Origin of the sequence: Streptomyces sp. SAI-170 (assembly GCF_049739565.1) — a bacterium.
Lineage (GTDB): Bacteria > Actinomycetota > Actinomycetes > Streptomycetales > Streptomycetaceae > Streptomyces.
The window spans coordinates 2,385,001-2,403,429 of record NZ_JBMGQD010000001.1 but is presented as its reverse complement, the minus strand read 5'-3'; the positions used below and the strand labels follow the sequence as shown (position 1 = coordinate 2,403,429).

Genomic DNA, 18,429 nt, shown 5'->3' with positions numbered 1-18,429 from the left:
CGGGCCATGGTGCAGAAGGCCAAGATCCTCCTGGTCGATGACCGGCCGGAGAATCTGCTCGCGCTGGAGGCGATCCTCTCGGCGCTCGATCAGACACTGGTTCGGGCATCGTCCGGGGAGGAAGCGCTCAAAGCACTGCTCACGGACGACTTCGCGGTCATCCTGCTGGATGTCCAGATGCCGGGCATGGACGGCTTCGAGACGGCCGCGCACATCAAGCGCCGGGAGCGCACCCGGGACATCCCGATCATCTTCCTCACTGCGATCAACCACGGTCCGCACCACACCTTCCGTGGCTACGCGGCGGGCGCGGTCGACTACATCTCCAAGCCGTTCGACCCGTGGGTGCTGCGGGCGAAGGTGTCGGTGTTCGTCGAGCTGTACATGAAGAACTGCCAGCTGCGCGAGCAGGCGGCGCTGCTGCGACTGCAGTTGGAGGGCGGCAACAAGGGCGGTGCGGCCGTCCCCGGCAAGGAGTCGGCGGGGCTGCTGGCCGAGCTGTCGGCGCGGCTCGCGGCCGTCGAGGAGCAGGCCGAGGCGCTGTCCAAGCAGTTGGAGGGCGACTCCGCGGACGCCGCGGCGGTGGCCACGGCCGCGCATCTGGAGCGCAAACTGACCGGGCTGCGCCGGGCGCTGGACGCTCTGGAGCCCGGGACGGGCGGCCCGCCGTCGCTGCCGTCGCAGAACTGACGCCCGTGACGGGCCTTTTGGCCCGGCGTCAGTTCCGTGTGCCCGCGGGGGCGACACGAACGGGTGAAGCAGCGGCCACACGTGTCCCCCGTCGCCTCCACAGGTAACCTCACACCCATGGCCTCACGTCCCTCCGCAGCCAAGAAGCAGCCCGCCAGGAAGGCGGCCGCTCCCGCGAAGGCTCCGGCGAAGAAGGCCGCTGCGAAGAAGGCACCCGCGAAGAAGGCTCCCGCCAAGAAGGCGGCGGCGAAGAAGCCGGCGCCCAAGCCGGCGCCGAGTCCGACCGGGGGCGTCTACCGGCTGGTGCGCGCACTGTGGCTCGGCCTCGCGCACGCGGTCGGCGCCGTGTTCCGCGGCATAGGGCAGGGCGCCAAGAACCTGGACCCGGCCCACCGCAAGGACGGCGTCGCCCTGCTGCTGCTCGGGCTCGCGCTGATCGTCGCCGCGGGCACCTGGTCGAACCTGCGCGGCCCCGTCGGCGACCTGGTCGAGATCATCGTGACCGGTGCCTTCGGACGGCTGGACCTGCTGGTGCCGATCCTGCTCGCGGTCATCGCCGTACGGTTCATCCGGCACCCGGAGAAGCCCGAGGCCAACGGTCGGATCGTGATCGGGCTGTCGGCCCTGGTGATCGGCGTGCTCGGGCAGGTGCACATCGCCTGCGGCTCGCCCGCCCGCGAGGACGGCATGCAGGCGATAAGAGACGCCGGCGGCCTGATCGGCTGGGGCGCGGCCACCCCGCTGACGTTCGCCATGACCGAGGTGCTGGCCGTACCGCTGCTGGTCCTGCTGACGATCTTCGGCCTGCTGGTGGTGACGGCCACCCCGGTCAACGCCATCCCGCAGCGACTGCGGCTGCTCGGTGTGAAGCTGGGCGTGCTGCAGGACCCGGAGCCGGCCGCGGACGGCGAGTACGGCGAGTACGGCGACGACGACGCGCGCTACGACGAGCAGTGGCGCGAGGCGCTGCCCTCGCGCTCCCGCAGGCGAGGGCCCGCGCCCGAGGCGTACGACCCCGAGGTGGCCGAGGAGGAGGCGCTGTCCCGGCGGCGCGGGCGTCCCCGGCGCTCGGCGGTGCCGCAGCCCGCGGCGGACCGGCAGCCGGACGCCGTGGACATCGCGGCCGCGGCCGCCGCGGACCTCGACGGGGCCGTGCTGCACGGCATGCCGCCCTCGCCGATCGTCGCCGACCTCACCCAGGGCGTCCACGTCGCCGACCGCGAGCACACCGCCACCGCGCCGACGCCCGTGCCGGCCCCGGCCTCGCGGCCCCGGCAGACCACGTCCGGCACCGGCGGCGTCCCCGACCTCACCAAGACCCCGCCGCAGGAGATCCGCGACCTGCCGCCACGCGCGGAGCAGCTCCAGCTGTCCGGCGACATCACCTACGCGCTGCCCTCGCTCGACCTCCTCACGCGCGGTGGTCCGGGCAAGGCCCGCAGCGCGGCCAACGACGCCGTCGTCGCCTCGCTGACCACCGTCTTCACCGAGTTCAAGGTGGATGCGGCCGTCACCGGCTTCACCCGCGGGCCGACGGTCACGCGCTACGAGGTGGAGCTGGGCCCGGCGGTGAAGGTCGAGCGGATCACCGCGCTGACCAAGAACATCGCGTACGCCGTCGCCAGCCCGGATGTGCGGATCATCAGCCCGATCCCCGGCAAGTCGGCGGTCGGCATCGAGATCCCGAACACCGACCGGGAGATGGTCAACCTCGGCGACGTGCTGCGGCTCGCGGAGTCCGCCGAGGACGACGACCCGATGCTGGTCGCCTTCGGCAAGGACGTCGAGGGCGGCTATGTCATGCACTCGCTGGCGAAGATGCCGCACATGCTGGTCGCGGGCGCCACCGGGTCCGGCAAGTCGTCCTGCATCAACTGCCTGATCACCTCGATCATGATGCGGGCGACCCCGGAGGACGTCCGGATGATCCTGGTCGACCCCAAGCGGGTCGAGCTGACCGCGTACGAGGGCATCCCGCACCTGATCACGCCGATCATCACCAACCCCAAGCGGGCCGCCGAGGCGCTGCAGTGGGTCGTACGCGAGATGGACCTCAGGTACGACGACCTCGCGGCGTACGGGTACCGGCACATCGACGACTTCAACAAGGCCGTGCGCGAGGGCACCGTGAAGCCGCCCGAGGGCAGTGAGCGGGAGCTGCAGCCGTATCCGTATCTGCTGGTGATCGTCGACGAGCTGGCCGACCTGATGATGGTGGCGCCCCGGGACGTCGAGGACGCGATCGTGCGCATCACGCAGCTCGCGCGTGCGGCCGGCATCCATCTGGTGCTGGCCACGCAGCGGCCCTCGGTCGACGTCGTCACCGGTCTGATCAAGGCGAACGTGCCGTCGCGGCTGGCGTTCGCCACGTCGTCCCTGGCGGATTCGCGGGTCATCCTCGACCAGCCGGGCGCCGAGAAGCTGATCGGCAAGGGTGACGGGCTGTTCCTGCCGATGGGCGCGAACAAGCCGACCCGTATGCAGGGCGCCTTCGTCACCGAGGCCGAGGTCGCGGTGGTCGTGCAGCACTGCAAGGACCAGATGGCGCCGGTCTTCCGCGACGACGTCACCGTAGGGACCAAGCAGAAGAAGGAGATCGACGAGGACATCGGCGACGACCTGGACCTGCTGTGCCAGGCGGCCGAGCTGGTCGTGTCGACGCAGTTCGGGTCGACGTCCATGCTCCAGCGCAAGCTGCGGGTGGGCTTCGCCAAGGCCGGGCGGCTGATGGACCTGATGGAGTCGCGCAACATCGTCGGGCCGAGCGAGGGGTCCAAGGCTCGTGACGTTCTTGTGAAGCCTGACGAGCTGGACGGCGTGCTGGCGGTGATCCGGGGGGAGTCTGACGGGTAGGGAAAAACGGCGCCCGCGCGGGAGGTCGTTGTGGATCCGAGACGGTGCGGATGTTCGATCGTGACTCACCCGTAAGGGATCATTGAGCAACCGTTTCCCTTCGACGTACGTCAAGTTGAGCGAAGCGACAAAGAGGTACCCGACCATCGGCGTGACCGGCCATTCCGATGGCGTACAAAGTCCCACCGCCCGGTTGCCCCAGCCCTTTTGCACCCCCCTAGACTGAACCTCCAGCACAGGCGGCTACACGCTCGAAAGGCGCCCCCGTGTCCATCGGCAACTCCCCTGAAGACGAGCGTCCGTTCGAAGACGTTTCCGAGGAAGCCCGCCCCTCCATGTCCATCGGCCGTGCTCTGCGTGAGGCGCGCATCGCGGCCGGGATGACCGTCGACGACGTCAGTACCGCCACCCGGGTCCGTATCGCGATCGTGCACGCGATCGAGGCGGACGACTTCGCGCCCTGCGGCGGCGACGTCTACGCCCGCGGTCATCTCAAGACCCTGGCCCGGGCCGTCCACCTCGATCCGGCGCCGCTGCTCGCGCAGTACGACGCCGACCACGGCGGCCGCCCGGCCCCGACGCCCGCCGCGCCGCTGTTCGAGGCGGAGCGCATCCGGCCCGAGCGGCGCGGACCCAACTGGACCGCGGCCATGGTCGCCGCGATCGTCGTCGTGATCGGCTTCGTCGGCTTCACCGTCGTCAAGGGCGGCTCCGACGGCGCCGGCGACGAGGTCGCCGGCGGCGCCGCGCCGACCGCGACGAAGACCGCCTCTCCCTCGTCCGGCGGCAAGAAGCCGGCCGACCCCAAGCCCGACCCGACCGAGAGCGCCATCGCCGCCGCGCCCCAGGACAAGGTCACCGTCCGGGTCAGCGCCACCGACGGACGCAGCTGGGTCGCGGCCAAGGACCACAACGGCCGGCTGCTCTTCGACGGGCTGCTCGAACAGGGCCAGTCCAAGACCTTCCAGGACAGCTCCAAGATCAACCTGGTGCTCGGCGACGCCGGTGCCATCCAGCTCTACGTCAACGGCAAGAAGATCGACGACGACTTCCAGCCGGGCGCCGTGGAGCGGCTGACGTACACCAAGGGTGACCCGCAGATCGGCTGAGCGGGGGCCTTCAGGATGGTTCGGGACGGGGTTGGCCAAGATCGGCCAACCCCGTCGACGTGGGGTGTCGGTGGGACGAAGTAGTCTTGAGCCCATGCCTGAACGCCGTACCGTCGCACTCGTCACACTTGGCTGCGCCCGTAACGAGGTGGACTCGGAGGAGCTCGCAGGCCGTTTGGAGGCGGACGGCTGGCAGCTCGTGGAGGACGCCGCGGACGCGGACGTCGCCGTCGTCAACACCTGCGGATTCGTCGACGCCGCCAAGAAGGACTCCGTCGACGCCCTGCTGGAGGCCAACGACCTCAAGGACCATGGCCGTACCCAGGCCGTGGTCGCGGTCGGCTGCATGGCCGAGCGGTACGGCAAGGAACTCGCCGAGGCCCTCCCGGAGGCCGACGGCGTGCTCGGCTTCGACGACTACGCCGACATCTCCGACCGCCTCCAGACCATCTTGTCCGGCGGCATCCACGCCGCCCACACGCCGCGCGACCGGCGCAAGCTGCTGCCGATCAGCCCGGCCGAGCGGCAGGAGTCGGCCGCGGAGGTCGCCCTGCCCGGGCACGCCCCCGCGGACCTCCCGGACGGCCTCGCACCCGCCTCCGGCCCCCGCGCGCCACTGCGCCGCCGTCTGGACGGCTCCCCGGTCGCCTCCGTGAAGCTGGCCTCCGGCTGCGACCGGCGCTGCACCTTCTGCGCCATCCCGTCCTTCCGCGGCTCCTTCATCTCCCGCCGCCCGAGCGATGTGCTGAACGAGACGCGCTGGCTGGCCGAGCAGGGCGTCAAGGAGATCATGCTGGTCTCCGAGAACAACACGTCGTACGGCAAGGACCTGGGCGACATCCGCCTGCTGGAGTCCCTGCTGCCCGAACTGGCCGAGGTCGACGGCATCGAGCGGGTGCGGGTGAGCTACCTCCAGCCCGCCGAGATGCGCCCGGGCCTGATCGACGTACTGACCGGCACGCCGAAGATCGCCCCGTACTTCGACCTGTCCTTCCAGCACTCCGCGCCCGACGTGCTGCGCGCCATGCGCCGCTTCGGTGACACCGACCGGTTCCTGGAGCTGCTCGACACCATCCGGAGCAAGGCGCCCCAGGCGGGTGTGCGGTCCAACTTCATCGTCGGGTTCCCCGGCGAGAGCGAGGCGGACCTGGCCGAGCTGGAGCGCTTCCTGAATGGCGCGCGGCTGGACGCCATCGGTGTCTTCGGCTACTCCGACGAGGACGGCACCGAGGCCGCGACGTACGACAACAAGCTCGACGAGGACGTCGTCGCCGAGCGGCTTGCGCGTGTGGCGCGGCTCGCCGAGGAGCTCGTCTCGCAGCGCGCCGAGGAGCGCGTCGGTGAGACCGTGCGCGTGCTCGTGGAGTCGGTGGACCCCGAGGAGGGCGTCCACGGCCGTGCGGCCCACCAGGCGCCCGAGACGGACGGCCAGGTGCTGCTGACGAGCGGCGAGGGCCTGAGCGTGGGTCGTATGGTCGAGGCGAAGGTGGTCGGCACCGAGGGTGTCGACCTGGTCGCCGAGCCGCTCCCTGGCTCGCACGCGTGTAGTGAGGAGGCGGGCAGATGAGCGGAATCCCGGCATCCGCCGCGGGCGGCTCCTCCAAGGCGGGCCCCTCCGCGGGCGGTGCGCGCGCTCGTACGTCCCGTGCTTCCCGGGCGGACATGTCCGGGGGCGGCGGGGTCCCGGGGAGCGCGTCCGGGGCGGGTGCGTCCGGTGGCGGTGCCACCGGGGATACGCCTGCGGGTACGTCTGCGGGGGCGGGGGTCTCTGCGGGTACGTCCGCGGAGACGTCCGGGGGTACGTCCGCCGGGGCCGGCGTCTCTGTCGGCGGTGGGGCCGCGGGCGCCGGTGAGGACGGCGGTGCTCGGCCCGCGCGGGGTGGGAAGCTGGCGGCGGCGGCCGTGAACCAGGCCAGCGTCTGGAACATCGCGAATCTGCTGACGATGCTGCGGCTGCTGCTCGTGCCGGGGTTCGTCGCGCTGATGCTGGCCGACGGCGGCTACGACCCGGCGTGGCGCGCGTTCGCCTGGGCGGCCTTCGCCATCGCCATGATCACGGACCTGTTCGACGGGCATCTGGCGCGTACCTACAACCTGGTCACCGACTTCGGGAAGATCGCCGACCCCATCGCCGACAAGGCGATCATGGGGGCGGCGCTGATCTGTCTGTCCTCGCTCGATGATCTGCCGTGGTGGGTGACCGGTGTGATCCTCGGCCGGGAACTCGGGATCACGCTGCTGCGTTTCCTTGTCATCCGGTACGGCGTCATCCCGGCAAGCCGTGGCGGCAAGCTGAAGACGCTCACCCAGGGCGTGGCCGTGGGGATGTACATCCTGGCGCTGACGGGGTGGCTGGCCACCCTGCGGTGGTGGGTGATGGCCGCGGCGGTCGTGCTGACCGTGGCGACCGGGTTGGACTATGTGAAACAGGCCATTGTGCTGCGCAGGCACGGAATGGCCGAACGCGAAAGCGCGTCGGAGGAGACGGAAGCGTGAGTTCCACGGCCGCCGACGTGCTGCGACTACTGAGTGTGAAGGGCGAGACGGTCGCCGTCGCCGAGTCGCTGACCGGCGGACTGGTGGCCGCGGAGCTGACCGCGGTCGCCGGCGCCTCCCAGGCCTTCCGCGGCTCGGTGACGGCGTACGCCACGGCCCTCAAGCAGGAACTGCTCGGTGTCGACGCCACTCTCCTGGAGGAGCGCGGGGCCGTGGACGCGCAGGTCGCGGCCCAGATGGCGGCCGGCGTGCGCAAGGCGCTGGGCGCCGACTGGGGTATCGCCACCACCGGCGTCGCCGGGCCCGAGCCGCAGGACGGCAAGCCCGTCGGCACCGTCTACGTCGCCGTGTACGGGCCGCGTACAGCGGATTCCGGTTCCGCCGGTGGCGGAAAAGTGGAGGCACTGCGGTTGAACGGCGATCGCGCGGAAATCCGTATGGAGAGTGTACGGAGCGTACTCGCCCTGCTTCTGAGGGAGCTCGCGGGCGAACAGACCGGGAATGAGCGGGCACAGGATACGGAACAGAACGGGGGGTTTTGATGTTTGCAGCCCTGAGTGAACACGACATCGCTCCCCGCACGGCCGCAGCGCGAGGCGGTACGGTGGGGCGTGAAGGATGCGGTTACGCGGTCCGAGGAGGGAGCCACCGATGATTCTGCTCCGTCGCCTGCTGGGTGACGTGCTGCGTCGGCAGCGCCAGCGCCAGGGCCGTACTCTGCGCGAAGTCTCCTCGTCCGCCCGAGTCTCGCTCGGCTATCTCTCCGAGGTGGAGCGGGGGCAGAAGGAGGCTTCCTCCGAGCTGCTCGCCGCCATCTGCGACGCGCTGGACGTACGGATGTCCGAGCTCATGCGGGAAGTGAGCGACGAACTCGCCCTCGCCGAGCTGGCCCAGTCCGCTGCGGCCACTCCCAGTGAGCCTGTGCCCACACCGGTGCGACCGATGCTGGGTTCCGTGTCGGTGACCGGTGTGCCACCGGAACGGGTGACGATCAAGGCGCCCGCGGAGGCGGTGGACGTCGTCGCCGCGTGAGCGTGTGAGCCGACACGACATGTACGTGTGAGGTCCCAGCCGGGGCTTCTCCGGGTGAACCGGAGGGGCACGGGCGGGGCCTTTCGCGTATGTGCGGGGGCTTTTCTCGGCCCCCGTGAGCACTGATTTCACCGCCCCATGGGGACTGTTGCCACGGTCCCTTGGGGCCTTTTTTCACAACCCCGTGTCCGTTGTGCTCCATTTGCCCGGGTCGAGCGGGGCGGTCATGGTGGAGAGACGTGTCCCGTCGCGATCCACGGAGTTGTGCATGTACGTCGTGAAGAGCCCGCTGTCCGACACCGATCTGAAGACCGTCGCCGAGGCGCTGCAGGGCGCCCTGGTCGACCTGGTGGACCTGTCCCTGGTGGCGAAGCAGATTCACTGGAACGTGGTCGGACCGCGCTTCCGGTCGGTGCATCTGCAGCTCGACGAGGTCGTCGCCACCGCTCGGACCCACTCCGACACGGTCGCCGAACGGGCCTCGGCGCTGGGTGTGTCACCCGACGGCCGTGCCGCCACGGTTGCGAGCGGCAGTGGCATCGGGTCGGTGCCCGGGGGCTGGGTGAAGGACGCGGACGCGGTCGGCGTGCTCGTGGACGCCCTCGGAGCTGTGATCGGGCGCATGCGTGAGCGCGTGGCGTCGACCGGCGAACCGGACCCGGTGACGCAGGACATCTTCATCGGGATCACTGCCGACCTCGAGAAGCATCACTGGATGTTCCAGGCCGAGAACGGCTGACGGTCGAGCCGGCGGTCTCCGCGTCGGCCGCCGGTACTGCACCCGTGTGCCGGGGGTGCGCCCTGTTTCGGTGGGGCCCAGGTGCCTAGCGTCTTGTCGGTCGGCGGAGGTGCCGGCGTCGGGGGTGTCGTCGGGCTGGAGGTGGGGCCATGGTGGGGCGGACAGCGCGTTGGGGGGCCGGCCTCGGGCTCGGGGCGTTGTGGTGGTGGGCCGTGCTGCGGCTGGCCGTGGCGCCGGACGCGGGCGCGCTGGAGGGGGCGGTCGCGGCAGGAGGGTGGGGGCTCAGCCTGCTGCCGGTGCACTGTGTGCCGAAGGGACGGGCCGTGGGAGCGCTGCGGGAAGGGCGCTGGATACGGGCCTGGCGCACGGGGGGTGGGGCTCTCCGGCCGGAGCGGGCCTCACCAGGGCATGGCCACCCCGCCGTTGGGGCGGAGGATCTGCCCCGTCATGAAGGCTGAGGCGTCCGAGGCCAGATAGAGCACGGCGTGGGCCACATCGTCCGGCTCACCCACTCGGCCCAACGGGGATCTGCGGGCCATCAGCGCCTCGGTGTGCGCCTGGGCACCGGCTTCCTGACGATCGGTCATGGGCGTGCGGATCCAGCCCGGTGCGACGGCGTTGACGCGGATGCCGTGCGGGCCGACCTCCGTCGCGAGGGTCCTGGTCAGCTGGACGACGGCCGCCTTCGCGGCGCCGTAGCAGAACAGGCCCGGGCCGCCGGTGTCGACGGCTCCGGAGGCCATCGTGACGATGCTGCCCTTCGTGTCCCGCGCGATCATCAGCCGGGCGGCCTCCTGGCAGGCGTGGAACACACCTTTGAGATTGACGTCCAGCACCCGGTCGAGATCCTCGTCCCTGGTCTCCAGGACCGGGCTGCTGTGCATGATCCCTGCCACCGCGGCCATCACGTGCAGCTGCTCGCAGGAGGCGACGGCTTCGCGCAGTTGCGCGCGGTCCGTGACATCGAGGTGGTGGGAGACGGCTGTGCCGCCTTCCCTCTTGACCAGCGTGGTCGTCTCCGCGAGACCCGGCGCGTCCCGGTCCGCGCAGTGCACGGTGGCGCCCGCGCGGGCGAGCAGCACCGCGCAGGCGCGGCCGATACCGCTGGCGGCGCCGGTGATGAAGGCGGTGCGTCCGGTGAGGTCGTACGCGTCGACGGCCATGCGGGGGACGGTACGAAGGTTTCTGACGGGTCGTCAATTGGCGCGCGGCTGGTTTCTTCGGCCTGTGTCGCCGGGGAGGGGCGTCGTCCGGGTGCGGTCGGGGGCGGGGCCGGGCTGGCAGGTGGGGCACCAGTACGTGGGGCGTTCGCGGGAGCCGTCGCCCTGGTCCGCGACCCGGATGGGCGTGCCGCAGCGCAGACAGGGGCGGGGGGCCCGGCCGTACACGAACAGGTCCTGGCCGCGGCGGCCCGTCGTGGCGCGGATCGGGCGGTCGCGGTTGACCTCCAGCAGGCGTTTGGCCAGGCCGGGGAGCGCGGCCGTGCGGTCGGCGGGGAGGTCCCCTACGGGGAGCCAGGAGAGTGACACCGAGGAGGAAGCACAGCTCGCTCTTGTAGACATTGCCGATGCCGGCGAGGTTGCGCTGGTCGAGCAGGGCTTCGCCCAGAGGCCGGGCCGGGTCCGTGAGGAGGTTCGTCAGAGCGCGGTCGGGGTCCCAGTCGGGGCCCAGCAGGTCGGGGCCGAGATGGCCGACGGCGCGTTCCTCGTCCGTGGTGCGCAGGAGCTCCAGGACGGGGAGGCGGTAGCCGACCGCCGTGTGGTCGGCGGTGCCCAGGATCGCGCGGATCTGGTGCCCGGGGCCGCCGCTCCAGCGCTGTCCGGCCGCGTACACCTTCCAGGAGCCGTCCATCCGCAGATGCGAGTGCAGGGTCAGGCCGCCCTCGATCCGGGTGAGCAGGTGCTTACCGCGCGGGGTGACGTCCAGGACGGTACGGCCGGTGAGGTCGGCCGTGGCGTACTTGGGCACCCTGAGGTCGGAGCGGGTCAGCACGTGGCCCGCGAGGGCGGTGTGCAGGCGCTTCGCGGTCTGCCAGACGGTGTCGCCTTCGGGCATGGGTCAAGGGTGGCATGGGGGGGGAGAGGGTGTGGGGGGAGGGGCCTTGGGTGGGGACCTGGTCTTGGGTGGGGCTGGCCTTGGCTGGTGGTGGGTTTGGGTGGGGGTGGGGCCTTGGCTGGTGGTGGGCGGTTGCCGTGGGTGCGGCGCTTGAGCGGCAGGGGAAGCTGCCGCGCTTCGCGACGCCCTTGATCGAAGAAGGCGCCTTGTGTCGGAGTGGGGGCCCTTAGGGGCGTACGCGTGTGTGTCCCCCAGGGGCGTACGCCTGGGTTGGCTCAGTCGTCTCAGTTGTCTCAGGCCCGTAGGCGGAGGCCGCGCGGTGTCGCGATGAAGCCTGCTCCTTCCAGGAGGGTGCCCAGGGGGGATGTCAGGGCGGAGGTGCCGTTGATGCGTTCCACCGTGACTGTGCCGAGGGAGCCCGCGCGGGCGGCTGCTGCGAGGGCCTCGGCGGCCTCGTGCAGCCGGGGGTCGTCGGCGAGCGTGCCGCTGCCGCTGTCCGGGTCGGTGAGCCAGGCCAGCAGGGTCTTTCCGCCGCGCTCCATGTAGAGGGTCAGCTCGCCGTCGACCAGGACGACGAGCGAGCCCGCCTTGCGACCCGGCTTGTGCCCGGCGCCGGTCGGGGGCTCGGGCCAGGACAGGGCGGCGCCGTAGGCGTTGGCCGGGTCGGCGGCGGCGAGGACGACGGCCCGGGAGGCGGGCGTACGCCGGCTGCGGCCGGGGTGGCCCGTGGGGCCGGTGCCTCGCCAGGCGGGGCCGTTCGCGCCGTACGGGCCGGTGGACGGGGCGAGGTCACGCGGCGAGACGTAGCCGCCGGGGTCGGTCGGCGGGTCGGGGAAGGCGCCGTCGTCCAGGAAGGAGGGCGACCCGGATGTGGGCAGGCCGTCCGAGAACGCGGGCGGGGTGGTCGGGTCGTCCAGGAAACCGCGTACCCCAGGGGAGGCCGGGTCGCCCGGGAAGGCGAAGGTCTCGTCCGTGAAGGGGGCCGTCGTGCCGAAGGCCGCCGCTGGGGTGCTCCCACCCTGGTCGCCGGTGAAGGCCGGGCCGGACAGACCCTCGCGGGCGTTGGCCACCGCGCGCAGGCGGTCCACCGCGCCGTCCATGGCGAACTGGGCGGCGCCCAGCCCTTCCACCACGTAGCCGCGGCGGGCCTGGCCGCTCTCCTCGAAGACGGACAGCACGCGGTAGATCGCCGAGAAGCCGCCCTCGACGCCCTCGGAGGCGACCGCGCCCCGGGTCACCACGCCGTGCCGGTCGAGGAGGACACGGGCCAGGGCATGGGCCCGCACGGTGGTGTCGGCGTCGCGCTGCGGCAGCAGCGACCAGCGTCCGGCCACGGTCGGAGGGCCGGTGCGGGAGGCCGGGCGGGCGGCGGCGGTCAGGGAGCCGTAACGACCGCGCGGGACCGTGCGCTTGGCGCGGTGAGCCGTGGAACCGGCGGTGCGGCCGGAGCCGAGCACGGCGCGCATCGGGGCCAGCGTGTCGTTGGTGAGCCGGCCGGACCAGGCCAGATCCCAGATCGCGTCGGCCAGTTGGGGATCGGTGGCCTCGGGATGCGTGGTGGCGCGGACCTGGTCGGCGATCTGACGGAAGAACAGGCCGTAGCCGCCGGAGAGGGCGTCCAGGACGGACTGGTGCAGGGCTGTCAGCTCCAGTGGGTGCGGTGGCGGCAGGAGGAGCGGGGCCGCGTCGGCCATGTACAGCGAGACCCAGCCGTCCTTGCCGGGCAGCGAGCCGGCACCGGCCCACACCACCTCGCCCGCGGCGGTCAGTTCGTCGAGCATGGCCGGGCTGTAGTCGGTGACGCGGGACGGCAGGACCAGCTTCTCCAGGGCGGACGCCGGTACGGACGCGCCCTGCAACTGCTCGATGGCCCGCACGAGTCCGTCGATGCCGCGCAGCCCGTGGCCCTTGCCGATGTGCTGCCACTGCGGCAGGAACTGGGCGAGCGCGGCCGGCGGCACCGGCTCCAGCTCGTGCCGCAGCGCGGCGAGGGAACGGCGGCGCAGACGGCGCAGCACCGCCGCGTCGCACCACTCCTGGCCGATCCCCGCCGGGTGGAACTCGCCCTGGACGACCCGCCCGGCCGCGGCGAGCCGGTGCAGCGCGCCGTCGGTGACCGCGACGCCGAGGCCGAACCGGGCGGCGGCCGTGGCCGAGGTGAACGGGCCGTGGGTGCGGGCGTGGCGCGCGAGGAGGTCGCCCAGCGGGTCCTTCACCGGTTCGGTGAAGGCCTCCGGGACACCGACCGGCAGGGCGGTGCCCAGCGCGTCGCGCAGTCGGCCGGCGTCCTCGATCGCCGCCCAGTGGTCGGCGCCGGCGATGCGGACCCGGATGGCGCGACGGGCCGAGGCCAGCTCCTGGGCCCACTGCGGTTCTGCGCCGCGCTCGGCCAGTTCGGCGTCGGTGAGCGGGCCCAGCACGCGCAGGGCGTCGGCGACGCCCTCGACGTCCTTGACGCGCCGGTCCTCGGTGAGCCACTGCAGCTCGCGCTCCAGCTCGGTCAGCACCTCGGCGTCGAGCAGCTCGCGCAGCTCCGCCTGGCCGAGCAGCTCGGCCAGCAGCCGCGAGTCCAGCGACAGCGCGGCCGCGCGGCGCTCGGCGAGCGGCGAGTCACCCTCGTACAGGAACTGGGCGACGTAGCCGAAGAGCAGCGAACGCGCGAACGGGGACGGCTCGGGGGTGGTGACCTCGACGAGCCGCACCTTGCGGGACTCCAGGTCGCCCATCAGCTCGACCAGGCCGGGGACGTCGAAGACGTCCTGGAGGCATTCGCGGACGGCCTCCAGGACGATCGGGAAGGAGCCGAACTCGCTGGCCACCTCCAGCAGCTGGGCGGCGCGCTGGCGCTGCTGCCACAGCGGGGTGCGGCGGCCAGGGTTGCGGCGCGGCAGCAGCAGCGCGCGGGCGGCGCACTCGCGGAAGCGGGACGCGAACAGCGCGGAGCCGCCGACCTGGTCGGTGACGACCTGGTCGACCTCGCCCTTGTCGAAGACCACGTCCGCCGCGCCGACGGGCGCCTGGTCGGCGTCGTACTCCGTGCCGGCCTTCATGGGCTCCTGGTCGAGCAGGTCCAGGCCCATGAGGTCGGCGTCGGGCAGGCGCAGCACGATGCCGTCGTCGGCGTGCATCACCTGGGCGTCCATGCCGTAGCGCTCGGACAGCCGGGCGCCGAGCGCGAGGGCCCAGGGGGCGTGCACCTGGGCGCCGAAGGGGGAGTGGACGACGACGCGCCAGTCGCCCAGCTCGTCCCGGAAGCGCTCCACGACGATCGTGCGGTCGTCGGGGACATGGCCGCAGGCCTCGCGCTGTTCGTCCAGGTACGACAGCACGTTGTCCGCGGCCCACGCGTCCAGGCCCGCGGCGACAAGGCGCAGGCGGGCGTCCTCCTTGCTCAGGGAGCCGACCTCGCGCAGGAACGCGCCGAGTGCGCGGCCCAGTTCGAGGGGGCGGCCCAGCTGGTCGCCCTTCCAGAACGGCAGCCGGCCCGGGACGCCCGGCGCGGGGGAGACCAGCACGCGGTCGCGGGTGATGTCCTCGATGCGCCAGGAGCTGGTGCCGAGCGTGAAGACATCGCCCACGCGGGACTCGTAGACCATCTCCTCGTCCAGCTCGCCGACCCGGCCGCCGCCCTTCTTCGGGTCGGATCCGGCGAGGAAGACCCCGAACAGGCCGCGGTCCGGGATCGTGCCGCCGGAGGTCACGGCGAGACGCTGGGCGCCGGGGCGGCCCGTGATGGTGCCGGCCACACGGTCCCACACCACGCGCGGGCGCAATTCCGCGAAGGCGTCGGACGGGTAGCGGCCGGCCAGCATGTCCAGCACGGCCGTGAAGGCGGACTCGGGCAGCGAGGCGAAGGGCGCGGCGCGGCGGACGGCGGCGAGCAGGTCGTCGAACTGCCAGGTGTCCAGGGCCGTCATGGCCACCAGCTGCTGGGCCAGCACGTCCAGCGGGTTGGCCGGGACCTTCAGCGACTCGATGGAGCCGGTGCGCATGCGCTCGGTGACCACGGCCGCCTGCACCAGGTCGCCGCGGTACTTCGGGAACACCACGCCGGTGGAGACCGCGCCCACCTGGTGTCCGGCGCGGCCGACTCGCTGGAGTCCGGACGCCACGGACGGCGGGGACTCCACCTGGACGACGAGGTCCACCGCGCCCATGTCGATGCCCAGTTCCAGGCTGGAGGTGGCGACCACCGCGGGCAGGCGGCCCGCCTTGAGGTCCTCCTCGACCAGCGCGCGCTGCTCCTTGGACACCGACCCGTGGTGGGCGCGCGCGATGACCGGCGGGGCGCCCTGGGCCGCGCCCGAGCCGCCCATCAGCTCGGCGGGGCTGTGGTGCTCCTCCAGGGTCTCGCCGGTGGCCCGCTCGTAGGCGATCTCGTTGAGCCGGTTGCACAGGCGCTCGGCCAGGCGGCGGGAGTTGGCGAAGACGATGGTGGAGCGGTGGGACTGGACCAGGTCGGTGATGCGCTCCTCGACATGCGGCCAGATCGAGGGGCGCTCCGCGCCGCTGTCCCCGTCGGCCGCGGGGGCGGCGCCCAGCTCGCCGAGGTCCTCCACCGGGACGACGACGGACAGGTCGAACTCCTTGCCCGACTCGGGCTGGACGATCTCCACCTTGCGGCGCGGGGACAGATAGCGGGCGACCTCGTCGACGGGACGCACGGTCGCCGACAGGCCGATGCGGCGGGCCGGCTTCGGCAGCAGCTCGTCCAGCCGCTCCAGGGACAGGGCGAGGTGGGCGCCGCGCTTGGTGCCGGCCACCGCGTGCACCTCGTCGAGGATCACCGTCTCGATGCCGGTCAGCGCGTCGCGCGTGGCCGACGTCAGCATCAGGAACAGGGACTCCGGGGTGGTGATCAGGATGTCCGGCGGACGCGTGGACAGCGCGCGGCGCTCGGCGGCCGGGGTGTCGCCGGAGCGGATGCCGACCTTGACCTCCGGCTCGGGCAGACCCAGCCGGACGGACTCCTGGCGGATGCCGGTCAGAGGGCTGCGGAGGTTGCGCTCGACGTCCACGGCGAGGGCCTTCAGCGGGGACACGTACAGGACGCGGCAGCGCTTCTTGGGGTCGGCGGGCGGGGGAGTGGAGGTCAGCTGGTCCAGGGCGGCGAGGAAGGCGGCCAGGGTCTTGCCGGAGCCGGTCGGGGCGACCACCAGCACGTCCGAACCCTCACGGATGGCCTGCCACGCGCCCGCCTGGGCCGCGGTGGGCGCGGAGAAGGCCCCCGTGAACCAACCGCGGGTCGCGGGGGAGAAGCCGTCGAGGGCCCGGTGGGCGGAGCTGACCATGCGTCCATCCTGCACCCCGCCACTGACAATGGCGCTGAGCTGCGGATTTCGGGCCGGCAGCCGCGTTCCGCCGCCGCGGGGTCCCCGAGTACGGCCATCATCCACTTGGCCGACAATGGACGTATGGCAGGTTCCGGGGAGCGGGCGCGGCACTGGCAGTACACGGAACTGCCGGGGGTCGACCTGCTGCGGGCCCGGTACATCCGCAAGACGTTCGTACGGCACACGCACGAGAACTTCGTGATCGCCGCCATCGCCGACGGAGTCGAGGTCTTCCACCACGGCAGCGGCGACCAGTACGCAGGCGCCGGGGCGCTCGCCCTGGTCAATCCGGACACCCCGCACACCGGCCGGGCCGGAGTGCCCGAGGGATGGCGCTACGGAGCGGTCTACCCGTCCCCCGAGGTCGTGGCCGGCATCGCCGCCGAGACGACCACGATCCGCGGCACCCCCGGCTTCGTCAGCCCCGTGCTCGACGACCCCTACACCGTCGCCCTGGTCCACCAGGTGCTGCGTGCCACCGACGAGGGCAACGCGCTGGCCGCCGACACGCTGCTGCGCGTGGCCGTGACCCGGCTGCTCCGGCTGAACGGCGGACCCCTGCCGCAGCGGGTCGTCCGGACGGCCGGCGCGCGCATCGCGGCACGCGCGCGTGCCGTGCTGGAGGAGCGGATGGCCGAGCCGCCGACGCTGGAGCGCCTCGCCGCAGACCTCGGGACCAGCTCCTTCGCCCTGCTGCGCGCCTACCGAGACGCCTATGGAATGCCGCCTCACGCCTGGCTGACCGACGCCCGGGTACGGCGGGCCCGGCGGCTGCTGGACACCGGTACCGCGCCCGCGGAGGCGGCGGTGGCCGTGGGCTTCACCGACCAGCCGCACCTCAACCGGCACTTCAGCCGGATCGTGGGGGTGCCCCCGGGGGCGTATCAGAGGGAGCGCAAGAACGTACAAGACGGCTCGCGCGGGCTCGTCCTACCGTCCGAGGCGTGGCAGAACAGACAGTTTTCGCAGCAGGCACACGGGCCGACGGCCCAGGCGGGCCGGACTCCGCGGGTGCGGAAAAACCCGACCGGGCCGTCGTCCGGGACGCGCTCGGAGTCGGGATCGCCGTAGGGCTCTCCGGCTTCGCCTTCGGGGTGACGTCGGCGGGCAGCGGGCTCACGGTGTGGCAGACCTGCGCGCTCAGCCTGCTGGTCTTCACCGGCGCGTCCCAGTTCGCGCTGGTGGGGGCTCTCGCGGCTGGAGGGAATCCGCTCACGGCCGCGGCGGGCGCATTCTTTCTCGGTGTGCGCAACGCCTTCTACGGGCTGCGCCTGTCCCAGTTGCTGGCCCTCCCGCGCGCGGTGCGCCCGTTCGCCGCACAGTGGGTCATCGACGAGACCACGGCCGTGGCGCTGGCCCAGCCGACCCGGCGTGCGGCGAGGATCGGCTTCGCCGTGACCGGGCTCAGCCTCTACCTGCTGTGGAACCTCACCACGCTGCTCGGCGCCCTGGGCGCGGAGGCCATCGGCGACACGGACGCGTGGGGCCTCGACGCCGCCGGTCCAGCCGTCTTCCTGGCCCTGCTCGCCCCCATGCTCACCAGCACGACCGAACGGGCCGTCGCGGGCCTCGCCGTCGTCCTCGGCCTCGCCCTGCTGCCGGTCCTGCCGGCCGGCGTACCGGTCCTGCTGGCCGCCCTTGCCGCACCGGCCGTGCTGTGGGTACGGGGGCGGCGTGGCGGTGCGCTGTCGGAACAGGGGCGGGCCGAGGCGGAGGGCGACGGGCTCTCCGAGGCGCCCGCGCGGGGTGGCGGCGGGGATTCCGAGGCACCCGCGCCGGGTGGCGACGGGCAGCCGGAGGGCGAGCGATGAACTTCTGGATCGCCATAGCGGCCACCACCGTGGGCTGCTACGCCGTCAAGCTCGCCGGGCTGCTGGTCCCCGCGGGCGTACTGGAGCGGCCCCTCGTGAGGCGGCTGGCCGCGCTGCTGCCGGTCGCCCTGCTCGCGGCGCTCACGGCCCAGCAGACCTTCGCCGACGGCCGGACACTGGTGCTGGACGCGCGCGCGGCAGGGCTCGCCGCGGCCGCCGTGGCACTGGTGCTGCGCGCCCCCTTCCTGATCGTCGTGGCGGCCGCGGTGGTCGTGACGGCGGGGGTGCGGGCGCTGGGCGGTTGAGGGACG

The 18,429-nt window shown here is 72.5% G+C and carries 14 protein-coding genes and 1 pseudogene; 12 read left to right on the top strand and 3 right to left on the bottom strand.

The window, feature by feature from the left end; all coding sequences use genetic code 11:
* Positions 1-6: 6 nt before the first annotated feature.
* The 9 genes from RKD23_RS10570 to RKD23_RS10530 all read left to right on the top strand — a co-directional run bounded on the left by RKD23_RS10570 (position 7) and on the right by RKD23_RS10530 (position 9,377).
* A complete protein-coding gene (locus tag RKD23_RS10570) occupies positions 7-690 on the top strand; it encodes a response regulator (protein ID WP_404033613.1) in 684 nt (227 codons plus the stop codon).
* A gap of 117 nt (positions 691-807) precedes the next feature.
* A complete protein-coding gene (locus RKD23_RS10565) occupies positions 808-3,543 on the top strand; it encodes a DNA translocase FtsK (RefSeq protein WP_424853462.1) in 2,736 nt (911 codons plus the stop codon).
* Positions 3,544-3,809: 266 nt separating this feature from the next.
* Positions 3,810-4,652 carry a helix-turn-helix domain-containing protein gene (locus RKD23_RS10560; protein ID WP_424853461.1) on the top strand — a complete coding sequence of 281 codons (843 nt, stop codon included), beginning with the start codon at positions 3,810-3,812 and terminating at the stop codon, positions 4,650-4,652.
* Between the two features lie 94 nt (positions 4,653-4,746).
* Complete coding sequence (gene rimO, locus RKD23_RS10555; RefSeq protein ID WP_424853460.1) at positions 4,747-6,219, top strand: 30S ribosomal protein S12 methylthiotransferase RimO; 1,473 nt, start codon at positions 4,747-4,749, stop codon at positions 6,217-6,219.
* Entirely contained in the window at positions 6,216-7,148 is a 933-nt protein-coding gene (pgsA, locus tag RKD23_RS10550) for a CDP-diacylglycerol--glycerol-3-phosphate 3-phosphatidyltransferase (RefSeq protein ID WP_424853459.1), read from the top strand. Before rimO ends, pgsA begins: the two co-directional genes overlap by 4 nt.
* A complete protein-coding gene (locus RKD23_RS10545) occupies positions 7,145-7,690 on the top strand; it encodes a CinA family protein (RefSeq protein ID WP_424853458.1) in 546 nt (181 codons plus the stop codon). Before pgsA ends, RKD23_RS10545 begins: the two co-directional genes overlap by 4 nt.
* 109 nt (positions 7,691-7,799) lie before the next feature.
* On the top strand, positions 7,800-8,180 hold the full coding sequence (locus RKD23_RS10540) for a helix-turn-helix domain-containing protein (RefSeq protein ID WP_167997591.1): 381 nt from the start codon (positions 7,800-7,802) through the stop codon (positions 8,178-8,180).
* A 268-nt stretch (positions 8,181-8,448) separates the two neighbouring features.
* Complete coding sequence (locus RKD23_RS10535) at positions 8,449-8,919, top strand: Dps family protein (protein WP_424853457.1); 471 nt, start codon at positions 8,449-8,451, stop codon at positions 8,917-8,919.
* A 149-nt stretch (positions 8,920-9,068) separates the two neighbouring features.
* Positions 9,069-9,377, top strand: a complete 309-nt coding sequence (locus RKD23_RS10530; protein WP_424853456.1) for a hypothetical protein — start codon at positions 9,069-9,071, stop codon at positions 9,375-9,377.
* Here the strand turns inward: RKD23_RS10530 and RKD23_RS10525 are convergent.
* The 3 genes and pseudogenes from RKD23_RS10525 to RKD23_RS10515 form a co-directional block, all read right to left on the bottom strand.
* Positions 9,318-10,082, bottom strand: coding sequence for an SDR family NAD(P)-dependent oxidoreductase (locus RKD23_RS10525; RefSeq protein WP_424853455.1), 765 nt, complete (start codon positions 10,080-10,082; stop codon positions 9,318-9,320). The two genes, RKD23_RS10530 and RKD23_RS10525, sit on opposite strands and share 60 nt — an antisense overlap.
* Before the next feature lie 33 nt (positions 10,083-10,115).
* Positions 10,116-10,974, bottom strand: a pseudogene (locus RKD23_RS10520) (Fpg/Nei family DNA glycosylase).
* A 293-nt stretch (positions 10,975-11,267) separates the two neighbouring features.
* Entirely contained in the window at positions 11,268-16,265 is a 4,998-nt protein-coding gene (locus tag RKD23_RS10515; protein WP_424853454.1) for an ATP-dependent helicase, read from the bottom strand.
* A 123-nt stretch (positions 16,266-16,388) separates the two neighbouring features.
* Between RKD23_RS10515 and RKD23_RS10510 the strand changes: the two genes are divergently transcribed.
* From RKD23_RS10510 to RKD23_RS10500, 3 genes are read left to right on the top strand one after another with little or no spacing between them, the layout of a single operon-like run.
* The gene (locus RKD23_RS10510; RefSeq protein ID WP_424853453.1) at positions 16,389-17,378 is read left to right on the top strand and encodes an AraC family transcriptional regulator; all 990 of its coding nucleotides are present in this window, start codon (positions 16,389-16,391) and stop codon (positions 17,376-17,378) included.
* The gene (locus tag RKD23_RS10505; protein WP_424858211.1) at positions 17,369-18,118 is read left to right on the top strand and encodes an AzlC family ABC transporter permease; all 750 of its coding nucleotides are present in this window, start codon (positions 17,369-17,371) and stop codon (positions 18,116-18,118) included. Before RKD23_RS10510 ends, RKD23_RS10505 begins: the two co-directional genes overlap by 10 nt.
* Positions 18,115-18,423, top strand: a complete 309-nt coding sequence (locus RKD23_RS10500) for an AzlD domain-containing protein (RefSeq protein WP_424853452.1) — start codon at positions 18,115-18,117, stop codon at positions 18,421-18,423. The genes RKD23_RS10505 and RKD23_RS10500 overlap by 4 nt, the downstream gene beginning before the upstream one ends.
* The last annotated feature ends 6 nt before the right edge of the window (positions 18,424-18,429 follow it).